21 protein-coding genes and 1 other annotated feature are annotated in these 16999 nt (G+C 35.3%); of the genes, 6 read left to right on the plus strand and 15 right to left on the minus strand.

Annotation, left to right across the window (positions count from 1 at the left end; translation table 11 throughout):
- Positions 1–57 precede the first annotated feature (57 nt).
- The 10 genes from IGJ76_RS12355 to IGJ76_RS12400 all read right to left on the minus strand — a co-directional run bounded on the left by IGJ76_RS12355 (position 58) and on the right by IGJ76_RS12400 (position 9489).
- The gene (locus IGJ76_RS12355) at positions 58–639 is read right to left on the minus strand and encodes a sigma-70 family RNA polymerase sigma factor (protein WP_067484603.1); all 582 of its coding nucleotides are present in this window, start codon (positions 637–639) and stop codon (positions 58–60) included.
- Between the two features lie 75 nt (positions 640–714).
- Positions 715–1245 carry an NYN domain-containing protein gene (locus tag IGJ76_RS12360; protein WP_067484601.1) on the minus strand — a complete coding sequence of 177 codons (531 nt, stop codon included), beginning with the start codon at positions 1243–1245 and terminating at the stop codon, positions 715–717.
- 4 nt (positions 1246–1249) lie between these two features.
- Complete coding sequence (gene rlmB / locus IGJ76_RS12365; protein ID WP_430596650.1) at positions 1250–2107, minus strand: 23S rRNA (guanosine(2251)-2'-O)-methyltransferase RlmB; 858 nt, start codon at positions 2105–2107, stop codon at positions 1250–1252.
- The gene (locus tag IGJ76_RS12370) at positions 2100–2495 is read right to left on the minus strand and encodes a Mini-ribonuclease 3 (RefSeq protein WP_067484597.1); all 396 of its coding nucleotides are present in this window, start codon (positions 2493–2495) and stop codon (positions 2100–2102) included. The genes rlmB and IGJ76_RS12370 overlap by 8 nt, the downstream gene beginning before the upstream one ends.
- A complete protein-coding gene (cysS, locus tag IGJ76_RS12375) occupies positions 2492–3904 on the minus strand; it encodes a cysteine--tRNA ligase (RefSeq protein WP_430596651.1) in 1413 nt (470 codons plus the stop codon). Before cysS ends, IGJ76_RS12370 begins: the two co-directional genes overlap by 4 nt.
- Positions 3901–4437 (minus strand): serine O-acetyltransferase EpsC, encoded by a 537-nt coding sequence (gene epsC, locus IGJ76_RS12380; protein WP_067484593.1) that lies wholly within the window; start codon positions 4435–4437, stop codon positions 3901–3903. Before epsC ends, cysS begins: the two co-directional genes overlap by 4 nt.
- 79 nt (positions 4438–4516) lie before the next feature.
- Positions 4517–4728, minus strand: a binding site (T-box leader).
- Positions 4725–6185, minus strand: coding sequence for a glutamate--tRNA ligase (gene gltX / locus IGJ76_RS12385; protein ID WP_067484591.1), 1461 nt, complete (start codon positions 6183–6185; stop codon positions 4725–4727). Its footprint overlaps the feature before it by 4 nt.
- A 175-nt stretch (positions 6186–6360) precedes the next feature.
- A complete protein-coding gene (locus IGJ76_RS12390; protein ID WP_067484588.1) occupies positions 6361–7512 on the minus strand; it encodes a PIN/TRAM domain-containing protein in 1152 nt (383 codons plus the stop codon).
- 29 nt (positions 7513–7541) lie between these two features.
- Positions 7542–8915, minus strand: a complete 1374-nt coding sequence (radA, locus tag IGJ76_RS12395) for a DNA repair protein RadA (protein WP_067484585.1) — start codon at positions 8913–8915, stop codon at positions 7542–7544.
- Between the two features lie 40 nt (positions 8916–8955).
- Positions 8956–9489, minus strand: a complete 534-nt coding sequence (locus IGJ76_RS12400; protein WP_075491448.1) for a dUTP diphosphatase — start codon at positions 9487–9489, stop codon at positions 8956–8958.
- A gap of 239 nt (positions 9490–9728) precedes the next feature.
- Here IGJ76_RS12400 and proB point away from each other — a divergent pair, with 239 nt between their 5' ends.
- The 3 genes from proB (at position 9729) to IGJ76_RS12415 (ending at position 12294) form a co-directional block, all read left to right on the plus strand.
- The gene (gene proB, locus IGJ76_RS12405; protein ID WP_067484580.1) at positions 9729–10529 is read left to right on the plus strand and encodes a glutamate 5-kinase; all 801 of its coding nucleotides are present in this window, start codon (positions 9729–9731) and stop codon (positions 10527–10529) included.
- A gap of 57 nt (positions 10530–10586) precedes the next feature.
- Positions 10587–11834, plus strand: coding sequence for a glutamate-5-semialdehyde dehydrogenase (locus IGJ76_RS12410; RefSeq protein ID WP_086270514.1), 1248 nt, complete (start codon positions 10587–10589; stop codon positions 11832–11834).
- Positions 11835–11949: 115 nt separating this feature from the next.
- Positions 11950–12294 carry a hypothetical protein gene (locus tag IGJ76_RS12415; protein ID WP_067484577.1) on the plus strand — a complete coding sequence of 115 codons (345 nt, stop codon included), beginning with the start codon at positions 11950–11952 and terminating at the stop codon, positions 12292–12294.
- Between the two features lie 290 nt (positions 12295–12584).
- Here IGJ76_RS12415 and IGJ76_RS12420 read toward each other — a convergent pair whose 3' ends face one another.
- The 3 genes from IGJ76_RS12420 to IGJ76_RS12430 form a co-directional block, all read right to left on the minus strand.
- Complete coding sequence (locus IGJ76_RS12420) at positions 12585–12866, minus strand: hypothetical protein (RefSeq protein WP_086270515.1); 282 nt, start codon at positions 12864–12866, stop codon at positions 12585–12587.
- A gap of 63 nt (positions 12867–12929) precedes the next feature.
- On the minus strand, positions 12930–13058 hold the full coding sequence (locus tag IGJ76_RS12425) for a hypothetical protein (RefSeq protein WP_256924719.1): 129 nt from the start codon (positions 13056–13058) through the stop codon (positions 12930–12932).
- The gene (locus IGJ76_RS12430; protein ID WP_086270516.1) at positions 13055–13504 is read right to left on the minus strand and encodes a hypothetical protein; all 450 of its coding nucleotides are present in this window, start codon (positions 13502–13504) and stop codon (positions 13055–13057) included. Before IGJ76_RS12430 ends, IGJ76_RS12425 begins: the two co-directional genes overlap by 4 nt.
- 171 nt (positions 13505–13675) lie before the next feature.
- Here IGJ76_RS12430 and IGJ76_RS12435 point away from each other — a divergent pair, with 171 nt between their 5' ends.
- The 3 genes from IGJ76_RS12435 to IGJ76_RS12445 are packed head-to-tail and all read left to right on the plus strand — an operon-like array spanning position 13676 to position 14767.
- On the plus strand, positions 13676–13984 hold the full coding sequence (locus IGJ76_RS12435; protein WP_075491467.1) for a hypothetical protein: 309 nt from the start codon (positions 13676–13678) through the stop codon (positions 13982–13984).
- On the plus strand, positions 13974–14174 hold the full coding sequence (locus IGJ76_RS12440) for a helix-turn-helix transcriptional regulator (RefSeq protein WP_075491466.1): 201 nt from the start codon (positions 13974–13976) through the stop codon (positions 14172–14174). Before IGJ76_RS12435 ends, IGJ76_RS12440 begins: the two co-directional genes overlap by 11 nt.
- A gap of 2 nt (positions 14175–14176) precedes the next feature.
- Positions 14177–14767: a helix-turn-helix domain-containing protein gene (locus tag IGJ76_RS12445; protein WP_075491465.1), complete on the plus strand. Its 591-nt coding sequence runs from the start codon at positions 14177–14179 to the stop codon at positions 14765–14767.
- 203 nt (positions 14768–14970) lie between these two features.
- Here IGJ76_RS12445 and IGJ76_RS12450 read toward each other — a convergent pair whose 3' ends face one another.
- Both IGJ76_RS12450 and IGJ76_RS12455 read right to left on the minus strand, forming a co-directional pair.
- Positions 14971–15300 (minus strand): hypothetical protein, encoded by a 330-nt coding sequence (locus IGJ76_RS12450; RefSeq protein ID WP_067484575.1) that lies wholly within the window; start codon positions 15298–15300, stop codon positions 14971–14973.
- Between the two features lie 490 nt (positions 15301–15790).
- Positions 15791–16987 (minus strand): MFS transporter, encoded by a 1197-nt coding sequence (locus IGJ76_RS12455; RefSeq protein ID WP_067484573.1) that lies wholly within the window; start codon positions 16985–16987, stop codon positions 15791–15793.
- Positions 16988–16999 lie beyond the last annotated feature (12 nt).

The following is a 16999-nucleotide window of genomic DNA, read 5'->3' on the forward strand; positions in this document are numbered from 1 at the left end:
CTACCATATAAAAAAAAGAAATGCAATAAAAAAAAACAGTTGAAACAAGAATGTTAACTAGCATTCTTCACTGTACGCTTTCAAATGCTTCTTGATTTTCTGTTTTACACGACTGTATCCACTCATTACTTGCTGAATATCCATTGATAAATCTTTTGCGATGTAGGAAAAATCACTTCCTTGCATGTAATGATGAAAAATTTGCGCTTCTCTTTTTGAAAAATGGATTTCACATGTTTCAATTGCTTCATTCAACAGCAGTTGTTGGACTGCTACAGGTTCTTGAGTTGTCACTTCTGCTAAGAAATCTGGTCCTTCAGATTCCATTTTCTGTTCCATAGAAACTTCGTCTTTTTGATCTCTGCGTTTTAATGCGTTTTGTTTCCTTAATAACGAATAAATTTGGTTAGTAATAACGCTTTTGTAATAACTACCGAAACTAACTCCTTTGTTATTTTCATAGGTTTTTAATGCTTGATATAACGCAACACGTGCTTCTTGCTCCCAATCTTCATTCATAAAATTCCGCACATAATAACTATTTTTTAAGCGTAATAAAAGTGGATAATATTTCTGATAAAGGGTAGAAAATGCTTCTTCATCACCATTGCGTGCAGCACGTAATAACTCCTCAGGCATAAATAAATCCTCCATAATCTCTATTATGGAGGAATATTAGCATCAAAAATCGTGTTATTTAATCTGATAACGTGGTTATCTGTCCTTTTTCATTAAATCGTCTAACTTTTTAGACAATTTATGCAATTGTTCATCATTCCAAGGAGAATTACGTCGAAAATCAATAAAACGCATATTTATATTCTCTTGGGCTATTGTTTCTTCTGTTTTTTTGATTGTTTTATACAACTCATACGCAGAAGTTCGTAAGGCTCCTTGTGAAAACACTACCCATTGTTCAGCCAAATCACTTGTAGCAACTGTTACTTGTGTCAATCGATCATTCAACGTACCCGCTACTCGCTCAATATAACTATCTGCTGTTTCATCTTCTTTGGTGAATACAACTTCTAGCTGATATTTTTTATAGTTTTGTTGAATTCCAGGAACCAGCTGCGCATCGAAAACCACAATTACTTCAATTCCTTCAAATTTTGCATAATTAGACAACCGATGAAGCAAGGCTTCACGTGCATCAGCCATTTTGTCTTGCTTCTTTAACAAAACAAGCTCTGGCCAAGAACCAATCATATTGTAACCATCGACAATCAATAACTGTTTCTTCATCAGCTTACTCCCCCTGTCGTTGGGAAAACGCCTGATACATCAACAGACCTGCTGCAACACTTGCATTCAGGCTTTGAACATGCCCTACCATCGGGATTGTCAATAATTCATCCATTTCTTTTTTCAATCCTTGACTCATACCGCGCCCTTCATTACCAATTACTAATGCAATTGAACCTTTTGCATTCCAATTCTGAAAATTCGTTCCAGACATGTCTGTTCCAAAAATCCAAAAACCAGCTTCTTTTAGTTGCTGAGCTGCTTGAATCAAATTAGTTACTCTTGCTACCGGCACATGCTCAACTGCTCCAGTAGACGTTTTGGTAACGATTGGTGTGATTCCTACTGCGCGATGCTTAGGGATAATTACGCCGTCCACACCACTTGCATCAGCTGTTCGCAAAATCGAGCCAAAATTGTGAGGATCTTCTAGACTATCTAAAATCAAAAAGAAAGGATTTTCTTTTTTTGTTTTTGTTTGTTCAAGCAACTGTTCTAACGATAAGTATTCGTAAGGTGTGATAGCCAACACCACACCTTGGTGTACACCTCGATCACTTAATGTATCCAATTTTGGTTTAGGAACCCATTTCACGGGAACTGCTTGGTCACGAGCAATTATTTTTAACTCATCTACCTTCTCGCCATGAGCGTCTTCTTGGAGAAACAATTTATTTCCTCGTCCTTGTTGAAGTGCTTCCACAGCAGCATGATGACCAAAGACAAAATTATCTTCAATTGATTCGTCTTTTTCTTGCGTATGATTTGATTCTTGCTTTGTTCTTTTTTGAGATGTTTTTGATTGCTTGCTCCAGTCGTTAGTATGTCGTTTTTTATTTTTAAAATTATTTTTTCTATCCATTTTTTTCACCTATTTTCTGAATACACCATTCAATCAATTCTTCCATTCGTTCGGTTTGCTTTGTTAGATGTAAATACCCCATCAACGCTTCGAAGCCTGTAGCAATTCGATAAGTCGTGATGTCTGCATTTTTAGCACCTGTATGACTTTTGGCATTTCTACCGCGACGATAATAAATATCTTCTGTTTCTGTTAAAATATTTTCTTCTAACATTTTTTGAATCAAATAAGCTTGTGCTTTAGCAGATACATAATTTGTTGCCGTATGGTGTAATTTATTTGGTTTGGTTTGTCCTTGATCAATCAAGTAGTCTCGAATATAAATCTCATAAATTGCATCACCAACGTATGCAAGAGCTAAACCATTTAGCTGCGTGTAATCTCTCATACTTCTCTTCTCCAACGGGTTCCTTGCGGTGTATCTTCCAGGATGATCCCTTTTTCTTTAAATAAGTCCCGAATCTCATCACTACGCGCGAAATTTTTCGCTTGGCGTGCTTGGTTTCTTTCCTCAATCAATTGTTCAATGTCTTCATCTAGTAACGCTTCGGAAGTAAAGAAAATTCCAAAAATCGCTAACCATTGCGCATATAAAGTTATTGCTTGGTCTAAAACTGGTAGGGAAACTTGTTCTTGTTCCAAATAAGTATTTAACCATTTTGCAAGCTCATAAACAACTGTGATTCCATTTGCTGCGTTGAAATCATCATCCATTTCTTGAATGAAGCGCGTTTCTAACTCAGTTAATTCTGCCATTTTGTCACTATCATCTGCCAATGAACTAGCAGCACTATCTTTACGAAATTGAACGTTATCATACGTATTTTTTAAGCGTTGTAGATTTGTTGCAGCTTCCTTTATCGTTGCCTCACTATAACGAATTGGTCGGCGATATTGCGTTGTTGCCATGAAGAAACGTAAAACTTGTGGATCCACTGTTTGAATCATTTCATGGACAGTAATGAAATTACCAAGAGACTTACTCATTTTTTGATCTTCTTCGCCAATCGTTACATAACCATTGTGCATCCAATAATTTGCAAATTTTTGTCCCGTTTTGGCCTCACTTTGGGCAATTTCATTCTCATGATGAGGAAACTCTAAATCCTGTCCACCACCATGAATATCAATTGTTTCACCCAAGTGTTTTGTAGCCATAACAGAGCATTCAATATGCCAGCCTGGACGACCATTTCCCCATGGCGACTCCCAAAAAATTTCTCCCGGTTTGGCATTTTTCCATAAAGCAAAATCCAATGGATCTTCTTTCAGCTGTTGTTCTTCACCCGTTCGTTGACTCGCACCAATTTCAAGCTCATCAATTGACTGATCGCTCAACTGACCATATTCCTTGAAACGACGTGTCCGATAATAAACATCACCTTGCGCTTCATACGCATAGCCTTTTTCAATCAGTACTTGGATAAACGATAAAATGTCTGGCATATGATCCATTACTCTTGGATGTAAGGTTGCTGGTTCCACGTTTAACGCCTTAGTATCTTCCTCAAATGCTTGGATAAAACGATCCGCAACTTCTGGTGCTGTGATCCCTAAATCTTTTGCTGCGCGGATGATTTTATCATCCACATCCGTAAAGTTCGAAACATATTTCACTTGATAGCCGCGATATTCAAAATAACGACGAATTGTATCAAATGCAATGGTACTCCGCGCATTTCCAATATGGATATAGTTATAAACGGTTGGCCCACAAACATACATTCCAACCTGACCTTCTACAATAGGAACAAATTTTTCTTTCTCTCGAGTAAGCGTATTATATATTTTTATCATTCTGTTCTCCTTATCTTTTCACCTTTAATCCGAACAACTTTTGCCGGAATACCAACTGCTGTAGCATCATCTGGTATATCATTAAGTACCACTGCTCCTGCTCCGACTTTTGCATGCCGCCCAATTGTCACTGGACCTAAAATCTGTACATTTGCAGAGAGCAACGCGCCCTGTTTAACTGTAGGATGTCGTTTACCTGTTTGTTTGCCTGTCCCGCCTAAAGTCACACCATGGAACAAGACCACATCATCTTCAATTTCTGCCGTTTCTCCAATCACTACGCCCATTCCATGATCAATAAAGACGCCTTTACCAATTTGTGCACCAGGATGTATTTCAATCCCAGTTAAAAAGCGCCAGAATTGGGCAATGATTTTAGCTAATAAATACAAACGATGCTGGTATAAGAAATGAGAAAGACGATGCCAAAGTAACGCATGGAATCCTGGATATGTTAGAACAATTTCTAAAGTCGAACGTACAGCAGGATCATTTTTTTTCGTAGCAGTAATTATTCGCGTAAACCAATTCATTCACCTTCACTCCTTTCCATAACAGATTTATGTAACCAAAACTATAAATAAAAAGCGTCTTTTAAATAAGTTTCCTTAAATAAAAGACGCTAATGGCGTGGTTCCACTTTTTTTCATAATCAAAACAGATTACCTCGAAGCAAAATAACGTCTGCTACCCGTTTTTAGCTACTTGTGTTCGCTAAAACCACTCCCAGAGGCATTTCAACACCTACTTTGTAACGACTTTCACCTTCCGTCGCCTCTCTAAAAACAAACTAGTTGTTTACTTCTTCTGTTCTTCGTGTTTATTTTATTACTTGGTTTAAATGAGCAAGTGCTTTTTCACGGCCTAATAATTCAACTGTGTCTGGTAATTCAGGACCATGCATTTGTCCTGAAACAGCAACACGAATTGGCATGAATAAGTTTTTGCCCTTAACACCAGTTTCTTTTTGTACAGCTTTGATAGCTGCTTTAACTGTTGGAGCATCAACAACTTCCATTTCTTCTAGCTGTGCTTTAAATGCTGTCAAAACAGCTGGAACTGTTTCACCAGCTAATACTTCTTTTGCCGCATCATTTAAAACTGGATGTTCATTAAAGAATAACTCTGACACTTCAACGATTTCCGCAGCATAGCTCATTTGTGGTTGATATAATTGAACAATTTTTTTCACCCATTCAATTGTTTTTTCATCAGGATTTTCTTCAACTCGGCCATCTGCAATCAAATATGGTAAACACATATCTGTTAATTCAGCTAAATCCATTTCTTTCATGTAATGGTTGTTTACCCATTGTAATTTTTTCGCATCAAATGCTGCAGGTGATTTGCTCAAACGTTCTGGATCAAACATTTTCACTAATTCTTCTTGACTGAAGACTTCTTCTTCGCCTACTGGTGACCAACCAAGCAATGCAATAAAGTTGAACATTGCATCAGGTAAATAACCTAATTCACGATATTGTTCGATAAATTGAAGGATTGATTCATCACGTTTACTTAATTTTTTACCAGTTTCGCTGTTAATAATCAGTGTCATGTGCCCAAATGTTGGTGGTGTCCAACCAAATGCTTCATAGATCATTAATTGTTTTGGTGTGTTTGCAATATGGTCATCTCCACGCAAAACATGAGTAATTTTCATCAAGTGATCATCCACTGCTACAGCAAAGTTATAGGTTGGCATGCCATCACGTTTTTGAATGACGAAGTCTCCGCCGATATTATCTGATTCAAATGAAATTTCACCTTTGACCATATCGTTGAACTTATATTCTGTGTTTCGTGGCACACGGAAACGAACAACTGACTCTAGCCCTTGAGCTTCTTTTTCAGCTTGTTCTTCTGGCGTTAAGTTTGCACATTTCCCACCATAGTGAGGCATTTCACCACGAGCGCGTTGTGCTTCACGTTCCGCTTCTAATTCTTCTTCTGTACAGTAACATTTGTAAGCTCGATTGCTTGCAAGTAATTGATCAATCAGTGGTTGATAAATTTCTTTACGTTCAGATTGACGATAAGGACCATATTCTCCAGGATTTTCAGGAGACTCGTCCCAATCCATTCCTAACCAAGCTAAATTTTCTAACTGACTTTTTTCTCCATCTTCAATGTTACGTTTTTGGTCAGTGTCTTCAATACGGATGATGAATTCTCCATCATTGTGGCGAGCAAATAAATAATTGAATAATGCAGTTCGTGCATTTCCAATATGTAAATGCCCTGTTGGACTTGGTGCATAGCGTACGCGTACTTTCGTCATTTTCTTCCTCTTCTTTCAAACTAGACTTATGTGACTAACAGCAAAAATCCGTCAGCTTTGACCTTAAAAACATTATTTATTTAAAGTCACTCAGCAAAATTTTACCTTTTCTAGTGCAAATAGTAAAGCCAACCGATTGAATTTCCTCATCAGTTGGCTCATTTTATTTATGAAATTAAGATTTTGTCTTCGTTTCAGAATTTTTTTTGTTATCAATACCCCGACCTGCATGCGCTGGTTTAGCAAAAATCATTCGACCAGCTGCTGTTTGCAACGCACTAGTTACGACAACTTCAAGATGCTCATTCATATAATGCTGGCCATCTTCAACGACAACCATTGTTCCATCATCTAAGTAAGCAACACCTTGCTGACGTTCTGTTCCGACTTTTACGACTAAAACATTCATTGTCTCACCAGGAATCACAACTGGCTTAACTGCATTTGCTAACGCATTGATGTTTAAGACTGGCACATTTTGAAACTCAGAGACCTTATTCAAGTTATAATCATTAGTAACAATCACGCCATCTAACAGTTTAGCTAATTTAATTAGTTTACTATCAACCTCACTGATTTCTTCAAAGTCTCCATCATACATTTCAACAGAGATACCTTCTTCTTTTTGTAAAGCATTTAAAATATCTAGCCCGCGGCGTCCACGAACTCGTTTTAAACTATCACCAGAATCTGCGATGTATTGCAATTCATATAAAACAAAATTTGGAATCATTAACGTTCCTTCTAAGAAACCTGTTTTAGCAATATCATAAATTCGACCGTCAATGATAACACTCGTATCTAAAATTTTATATTTGTGGAAATTATCGCCTGATTTACGTTCTAATAACTGGCTTTCAAACTGATTTGGTAATTCTTGTTCCACTTTCTTGTTTCGTGGCGCAAATATTTTCTTCCATTCATCAATTCGAGTTGTGCCCATTCTCATACCAAAATAACCTAAAAAGATCATCAATAGAATGGGTAAAACACTATTTACAAATGGAATTTCCATATTGTAAAGAGGAGTTGAAATAATTACCCCTAAAGTTAACCCAATAATTGTACCAATTGCTCCAAACAATAAATAAGTTAAACTAATCTCACTCAATTTTTCTTCTACTTGTTTCAGCACAGCAGCAATATGTTTTGCTAATAGCAGAGATAAAATAAAGAAAATAAGTGCACCTAACAGGCTATTAGTAAACGTATTGTTCAGCCAGCCATTGGTTTGTTGGCCGATTGCTTGCCAAGCAGCTGGTAAAAAAGAAATACCTAGACTTGCTCCCGCAATGATCATCAACAATGTAATGACGCGTTTTTGCATAGTTGTTCCTCCATTTCATTTTTTTATTTTTATGCTTGAAATACTTTTTTAAGCGTTTCGCTTAATGTTGCGACTCCAATAACTTCAATACCCACAGGAGCCTTCCACCCACCTAGATTATTTTTTGGCAAATAGACTTTCGTAAATCCTAATTTTTGAACCTCTTTGACACGTTGTTCAATATGACTCACACGTCGGATCTCACCAGTAAGCCCAATTTCGCCAATAAAACATTCCGTTGGTTGTGTTCCTTTTTCTTTATAACTTGATGCAATACTTACCGCAATCGCTAAATCAATTGCTGGTTCATTTAATTTTACTCCACCAGCCGCTTTTAAGTAAGCATCTTGATTTTGTAACAGCAATCCTGCTCGTTTTTCCAAAACTGCCATAATCAAAGAAACACGATTAAAATCTAGACCTGTAGTCGTGCGTTTCGCATTTCCAAACATAGTTGGTGTAACTAAAGCTTGGATTTCTACTAAAATTGGACGAGTACCTTCCATTGCAACAACAATTGCTGAGCCAGTTGCGCCATCTAAACGTTCTTCCAAAAAGATTTGAGAAGGATTAGATACTTCTTCTAGTCCATGTTCACGCATTTCAAAAATACCAATCTCATTCGTTGAACCAAAACGATTTTTCACCGCACGTAAAATTCGGAAACTGTGATGCTTTTCTCCTTCAAAATACAAAACAGTATCCACCATATGCTCCAACATTCTTGGCCCCGCAATCGAGCCTTCTTTAGTAACATGTCCAACAATAAAAATAGCAATACCATTAGTCTTCGCAATTTTCAACAATTCAGCAGTTGTTTCCCTTACCTGGCTAACACTACCAGCCGCACTTGTAATATCTGGTTGAGTCATTGTTTGAATCGAGTCGATAATAACATAGTCTGGTTTCAGCTGTTCAATTGCATGACTAATTTCATTCATATCTGTTTCAGCATATAAATAAAACTCGGTATCGATGTTTCCTAATCGTTCCGCACGAAGCTTAATTTGTTCCGCACTTTCTTCACCAGAAACATATAAAACTTTTCCCCCAATAGCTGCTAATTGCTGAGATACCTGTAAAAGCAACGTTGACTTCCCAATCCCCGGATCTCCACCAATCAATACCATTGAGCCTGGAACTACCCCACCCCCAAGTACACGGTTTAACTCTGTTAACTTTGTTTGTACACGAGGCTCTTTTTTAGGGACTACTTCGTCGATTTTGGTAGGCTTTGCTCGTTCACCAGTTAAACTGGTGCGTACTCGACGATCACTTGTATCTTGTTCAATCTCTTCGACCATCGTATTCCATTTTCCACAATTTGGGCAACGTCCCAAAAATTTAGGCGACACATAACCACAATTTTGACAAACAAATTGTGTCTTTGATTTTTTTGCCATTGTCTCGCCTCCTTTAAATAGCTAATAAATTCTGGCCAATTTAGTTTTTATTCGAAGAACCAAACCCGCCTTCTCGACTTGTTGTTGTTTCATCTTGATCTGCCTTTAAAAACGGCAAGAAAATGCCTTGACCAATTCGTTCACCTTTTTTAATCATCACATCTTTAAAACCAAAATTAGTAAACTGGAACATAATATGTCCCTCATTATCTGGATTATTGTAGTAATCACTATCAATGACCCCAACACCATTTGTTAAAACCAAAAACCGTTTTAAAGGATTACTTGAACGATTAGCTAATTGTAAAAATTCATCTTCTCCCATATAGGATTTGATACCTGTTGGCACCAAAGTAGGTTTTAATTGTTTTTCATCAATTGCTGTTGCTTTTTCTCCCATTGATTCTATCAATGTAGTAAGTCCATTTTTTATACCTGACTTCCAAATACTTGGAATAATAATATCTGCCGCAGCTTCAAAATCATATCCTGCAGCGTGGTGTGTTGCTCTTTTTGGTAAATTGATTTCTTGACTCGCATAGTTAGAAACAACTTCAAAACCTCTTTTTTTCACGAATCTTCCCCCTAGAATAAACTATGTTTTATTTTACCATATTCACACTACCAAAGGCCTTTCTTTGCAAAATCTTCAAGAAATTCTGTTATCCTGTAGAAAAGTTTTCAAAGATAGACCTTTTTTTCTTCTTAATTGAAAAAAACTTCTTCTTTTAAACATGACTTTAGACACTAAAACAAGTAGAATAGAAAAAAATTACATACAAAATTTATTCAAATAATTATTAGAGGTGTCTCATGCGCAAAGAACTAACTCAAGCAAAACGAATTATCATCAAGGTAGGAACAAGCACATTGATTTATCCGAATGGAAAAGTAAATCTCGCTGCGATTGATCAACTTGCTTTTGTTTTAACCGATTTACGTAATCGCGGAAAAGAAATTATTTTGGTTTCCTCCGGTGCTGTCGGGGTCGGAATGACAAAAATGAATCTGAATCAAAGACCACAAACGATTCCTGAACAACAAGCAATCGCCGCGATTGGTCAAGGTGAGTTGATAAATATTTATAATCAACGGTTTGCAACTTACGGTCAGCAAACTGCACAAGTTTTAGTAACACGTGACGTAATCGATTTTCCAGAAAGCAGAAAAAACGTAACCAATACTTTAGAGCAGCTTCTCGCTCTTGGTGCAATCCCCATTGTAAATGAAAATGACACCGTTGCAGTCGATGAGTTAGATCATTCGACAAAATTTGGAGACAATGACCAACTTTCTGCAATCGTAACTCAGTTAGTTACGGCGGATTTATTGATTGTCTTATCTGATATTGATGGCTTTTATTCTGACAATCCCTCAACTAACGCTCAAGCTGAACTGTACTCATTGGTCACAGAAATCAATGACGATTTAATGGCAAAAGCTGGTGGTGCGGGAAGTACATTTGGAACAGGTGGTATGCACAGCAAATTACAAGCTGCAAAACGGATTTTTGATGCAAACCGCTCTATGGTCCTTGCAAACGGGAAAAATCCAGCAATCATTTTTGATATTTTAGCCGGTAAAGAAATCGGTACTTTTTTCAAGCACAACTAAAAGACCTTTTGATGAGAGAACTCGACCCACTTTTATAAAAACAAAGGAGGATTTATGATGATCGATTTAAGACAGCTCGGAGAAAATGCTAAAAGCAGTGCTACTACTTTAGCTTTAATGAGTACAACGGATAAAAATGACTTGTTACTTAAAATGGCGGATGCGATTGAAGAAAATCAAGTGGCTATTCTCGAAGCAAACAAAGAAGACTTGACTCATGCAACACAAAATAAAATTAGCGAGACGATGCAAGACCGATTAAGACTCACATCTGAACGAATTCATTCAATGGCAGAGGAAATGAGAAAGGTTGCCCAACTGGACGATCCAATCGGAAAAGTTGATCATATGTGGAAAAATGAGGACGGCTTGCTGATTGGAAAAAAACGCGTGCCTCTTGGTGTTATTGGAATTATTTATGAATCACGACCAAATGTCACAACAGATGCTGCCAGCTTAGCTTTCAAATCTGGAAATGCAGTTATCTTACGTGGTGGAAAAGAAGCCTTTGTTTCCAATCAAAAACTGGTAGAAATCCTACAACAAGTTTTGGTGGACAATGGACATTCTCCTTACGCAATTCAATTTGTGACAGACACTTCTCACGAGGTTGCTGATCAACTGATGAAACTGACTGATTATTTAGATGTTTTAATTCCTCGTGGGGGAGCAAGTTTAATCCAACGAGTCAAAGCTCATGCAACTGTTCCAATTATCGAAACTGGTACAGGAAACAATCATATTTATATTGATAAAGACGCACAATTAGAAATGGCAAAAAAAATTATCGTCAATGCAAAAGCTTCTCGTCCTTCTGTTTGTAATGCTGCTGAAACGTTATTGATTCATGCAGAAGTCGCTCCTTTTTTCTTGCCAGTAATTGAAAAAGCATTGGTCGACAGTGGCGTTGTATTACGCGCAGATCAACGCTCTCTAGAATATTTAGAAACGGCATCTTTAGCAACAGACGAAGATTGGGATACAGAATATCTTGATTATGTTTTAGCAGTAAAAATCGTCGACTCAATCGACGAAGCCATCACCCATATCAACCGCCACAACACAAAACATTCGGAAGCAATCGTTACAGACAGCTATGCTGCTAGTCAAATGTTTTTAAATCAAGTAGATGCCGCAGCAGTCTATGTTAATGCGTCTACCCGATTTACTGATGGTGCTGTTTTTGGATTTGGTGCTGAGATTGGTATCTCCACGCAAAAATTACACGCAAGAGGACCAATGGGACTTAATGAACTAACTACAACAAAATATATCATTTATGGCGAAGGCCAAGTCCGTGAGTAACAGCTAATTTGTTTCACAAGAAACATTTGTTATCATATGTTGTTTCCTCTCACTATAAGTTATGCAAAAAAGTTAAATTATTTTTTAATGATTCAACTAATAGAAAGGTATTCTCATGTTTGAAATTTTAACCGTCTTTTTAGTCTATTTATTTTCCCTAAACATTGCCGCTTTTTTTGGTGTAGCTTTACTAACACTTTTCTTTCAGATAAAAAAAAGAAGTCAAGGCATGCAGCGAGAAAAATGGACAAAGTATTTTGAAAAAATCGGCCCAAAAGGATTACTAATCCGGCTTTATGTAAGCTATATGTTAGCCTTGAGTTTATTAGCAGCGATTAATTACGTATCATTTTTTAATTATTCGCTACCATATACATTCACACTTTTAATTGCAGGTTTTTTCCATTTAACTTACAAATATCAATTGAATAAAGATCATTTGAAACACACATTTCATTAATTTAGGGAGTGTGTAACTGATGAGCCACTCTTTAGAAATTAAACCTCCAACCTAATCTCTGAACGTTAGATTTTCATTACACTATTAATTTAAGGATTAAGCTGTTACCCCCTGTTCAATTTAAAAAAGCTGAACAAAATAATATTGAATTTGAACATAAAAAAAGCTAGTAGATTTTTCAATATACTAGCTTTTTTCTTTCAGTAATAATAGTTGCTTCCAACATTTTATTTATTCATTACTTAAAAACAAAAATAATAATTGAGTTACTCAAAATAATATTTTTTAAATTAATCAATAACCTCACAAACATATTTTGTAATAGAATTATAGTTTTTATATGAACTACAGAATTTATGTGCTCCCCAGTTTAATAATTTAGTTGCTAGCCAACCACCTAGTACTCCCGCTGCCCAAATTATAATAGGAGCAACACGAGCGGTATTGTTTTTACTAAAATCCTTCATCAAGTCTTTTTGCTCCTCACTAGATAGAGAATTAAATTCAGTTGCTAATTTACTCGCTTCTGTAGAAGTAAGTTCAGTTGTATTTATTAACTTCTCTTCATCCATAAATAGTTTATTGGTATTTTTATCAAAGGTGATACTTTTAAGTAAAGAATTTGTTAATTCAACTTATTCTTTACTGCTAACTTCAGAAGCATATACACTAGCTGTGGTAAATCCAATATTCAAAAGTAACGCCGATACGACTGCAATAATCATAATTTTTAAAATTGGCATTTTCTCAATGATTGATTTCATAAATAAATATCTCCCTTAAGTATACTTTTTAGTTTATTTTTATTTAAATCTGGATAACTATAAATCTTAATAATCTTATTTCTCTTGATATAAATTAATGTAGGAACTGTACTTATCTTCTCTTTTTTTATGAATTTTTTAAATTGCGGATTATTACTTTGTTTTTTTGTGTCTATGTAATAAATTTTTTGTCTATCTGATGAATTTACCTTTTTTACTTGTGAAACAAATTCACGACAAGTTGGACACGTCTCTCGACCTAAGTAAATAATACTATTCTGTTTTGTATTGCTAATCTCTGAAATAGATGTGATCGAAATAAAATCACTTGATTGATAACGATATTTCATTAAACTCAAAAAAGTTTCACCTTTATTTACAACTAAAAAACACAGAACAAACACAAAGCAAAAAATAAATAATTTTCTCCTGCTACTCCTTTTCATAATTATTTTCCTCCTATTCAAAATAGTAATACATAATTGAACTTAACGAATGTAATTTTCCTATTTGAAGAAAAAGTGAATATGTTCAAGCCTAAAAAAGTAAAACGTTCTTTACTTTTTGTCTAGTGGATGTTTTAATTTTTATAAGGAAACTGAGAGGAGAATTAATACATGGTATACCTACTATCTGTAATTTTAATAATCACTACTGCATTACTTATTGGTGCAACACTTTCTAAAATTGGTAAGAAAAAAGATGAACTAGGAAAGATGATATTAAAAAATGCTTTAAGTAAATCAATGCTCCTGACGCTCGGATTAATAATTATTTCTTTGATAGCAGATTTAATTGGGAATTTATTGAACATTTCATTTTTAACCTCTTATAATCAATTATGGTCAATCTTAGTTGTAATTTTAATTATAATTTTTATTAATTTAAAAGTGGAAAGCAGAAAGTATTTTGAAGATGAAAAATAATGTAAAGGAATTGCGGAAAGCTAAAAAAATGACACAATCCGAGTTAGCAAAAATGACAAACGTAACTCGACAAACTATTATCGCAATTGAAAATGATAAATATGACCCTAGTTTGAAATTAGCCTTTTCATTAGCTAAATCATTAAATACTAGCGTAGATGAACTATTTATTTTTTTCGTGGGAGACTAGCTATGTTAGTTGGGAAAGCATTAAAATTCATACGTACTAGAAAAGGAATTAGTCAAACAGAATTAGCAAATACTATAATCTCTTCTTCATTTCTTTCAAAGTTAGAAAATGAGCAGACAAATGTATCATTTGATTTAGTTCTAGCGCTTATTGACAAGATGGGAGTTAGTATGGAAGAATTTACAGAATTAGCAAAATTTTTAGATAGAGAATACACAAAAACCTCACTGATGTCCATTGTAGAAGAACTAAACTTATGTGTAAAAAATAATGGGGATATTCAACCCATTCAACAAAAATTGTTGTATCATGATTGCACTTTATCCAAAATAGCCTTTAGTATTTCTAACTTGATTAGCCTACCAGAAAAATCATTGATCACACAAAAAGAGATAGAATCTTTGATATTTGAGTGGGAGTATATTGGTCATATTGAAGTCTTACTGATTAGCTTATACTATCCCTATTCAAGTGAATTGTTCAAAAAAAATATTTTTGATCGATTTTGTCATTTACATTTATCAACTCCGAAAACAAAAGAATTTTCTAAAGATCACTTCACTCTCCTATCAGTGAAAAATGCACTACTATAAAATCGTCTTCAACTAAAATAACCGCACAAAAATCAACTCATTGACCTAATTTCTGTGCGGTTATTTTTATTACTAAAAAGATAGATTAACCTAGAAAACTTCCATTAAATTTTTAAAAAGAGTAATCTGAAGAGAAAACTCCAAAAACGATAATTTTTTTAGATTACTATAGTCATCCCCACGCTATTCACTCCCTAATTTGATTAACTCCAATGATTTTCTGAATCTGTCTCAGAACTTCCTTCATTAATTGAAAAACCATCAAATGTCTCTCCGTCGTAATATCGAAGCAACTCATCAACAGATAAGTTCATCGTCTTTTCTTTTTCTTCTTCCAATTCTTCAAGCATCTCTGTACGATACGCTTGATAAATCGTTGCTAATTTTTGTTGCATGACTTTTCTAGACTCACCTTGTGCATTGATTGTCGGTAATTCTTTAAGATAGCCTCGATACACTGGTCGTCCATCAATCAATTCAATGGGTAATTCAACTAGCGTTAGCCCCACTTCACGAAAATCTTCTTCAAACATTTTTTCTTCACTCCTCGCTATTTCCCCACTAAACCTGATACATTAATAGATAACACTAATTTAGGAGGATAACTATGACTCCTATCTTATTTCTTTTATTGCTACCTGTTAGCTACTGGTTCAATAAGAGAAAAAATATTTACATTAGATTTAATTTCCATCTTATATTTTTATTTAACCTTTTAGAGTTGGCATTTGTTCTGCCTTTAATGAATTAGCGCATGTGGTTGCTATTATCTTCTCTCACTTCTCTTTTAAATACTATCCTCGCTAGCTTTTATCCTTTGATTTTAGCGGATATTATTCTTTTTTACTAGTGGCTCAAACGAGTTGGCTATAGTATTTGAGTAAGAATACTCAATTTGCGTAGCTGGATGTATCTAGGTATTGCTTCGTTATTTACTTTGATTCAAGGTACAGATCAGCGCAGCAAGAAAATAAAAAAAATCCTAGAAACTTTATAACGAAGCATCTAGAATCTTTTTTATTTTTATTTCTGATTTCCTTCTTCTGTTACAAAATATTGTCGATGATAAACAATAAATCCTAAACTTAACAAAACAATAATTGCTGCAAAATAAAACGAATATTTTTCATCAAAGATTTCTCCTATTTTCCCCGCAATGAATGGTGCCAAAGCTCCCCCAAAAAAGCGGACAAAACTATAACTAGAAGAAGCCACATTTCTCTCCAAACCTGGAATTTCCATCGCAATAGTTGTTAACAATGTATTGATGATTCCTTGGAAAAATCCTGCTAACACAATACTGATTGGTACAAGTATCGGAATTGATGTTCCCAAACCAAGTAGGATCAAACAAAATGTAAAGAAAACAAAAGCAGTCATGATTGTACGGTACGTTGTATACTTTCTTTCTAAAAATGGTGCTACAAAAATGGAAGAAATTGCCAACAACACACCCCAACCAAAAAAGACAAATCCCACTTGCATCTCAGTATAACCAGTTAACAGAAAGGGCGCATATGCCAGCAAAGTAAAAAAGCCAAAATTGTATAGTAATGCAATTAAACCAACTGAACGTAATTTATGATTAGCTAAAGCTTTCACTCCTTCTAAAAATTGAACCTTACGTTTCGGTTTTTCAATTTCAGGTAATAAAATAGCCAATGCAACAAAAGCACACAACATTAAAAAGGCGACACCAAAGAATGGGTATCTCCATGATCCACTTCCTAGTACGCCACCTAACAACGGACCAATTGCCATTCCGCAGCCAATCGCAGCTTCATACATCATGATTGCTTTCTCTGTGTTTCCTACCAAAATACTAACAATTGTTGCTAACGCTGTTGAAACAAACAGTGCATTACCGATCCCCCAACCAGCACGTAAGCCAATCAATAAACCAATATTATTCGATAATCCACCTAGTCCGGCAAATAACACAATAATCAACAAGCCCATCATCAATGTTTTTTTCAAACCAATTCTGCTAGATAAAAATCCCGTAAATAACATGACTACACCTGTTACTAACATATAACTCGTAAATAAAAGCGTGGTTTCTGCAGGCGTCGCATTTAATTGTAAAGCAATTGTTTTTAAAATGGGATCAACTAATCCTACTCCCATAAAAGCAATCATACAGGTTGCAGCCACAACCAATGCTGAATTTTTCTCGGAAGTTTGTTCTTCCAGTTCAATTTTATTCTCCAAATTTATCATTCCCCTCTACCT

Source organism: Enterococcus sp. DIV0175, from assembly GCF_050529075.1.
Lineage (GTDB): Bacteria > Bacillota > Bacilli > Lactobacillales > Enterococcaceae > Enterococcus_B > Enterococcus_B thailandicus.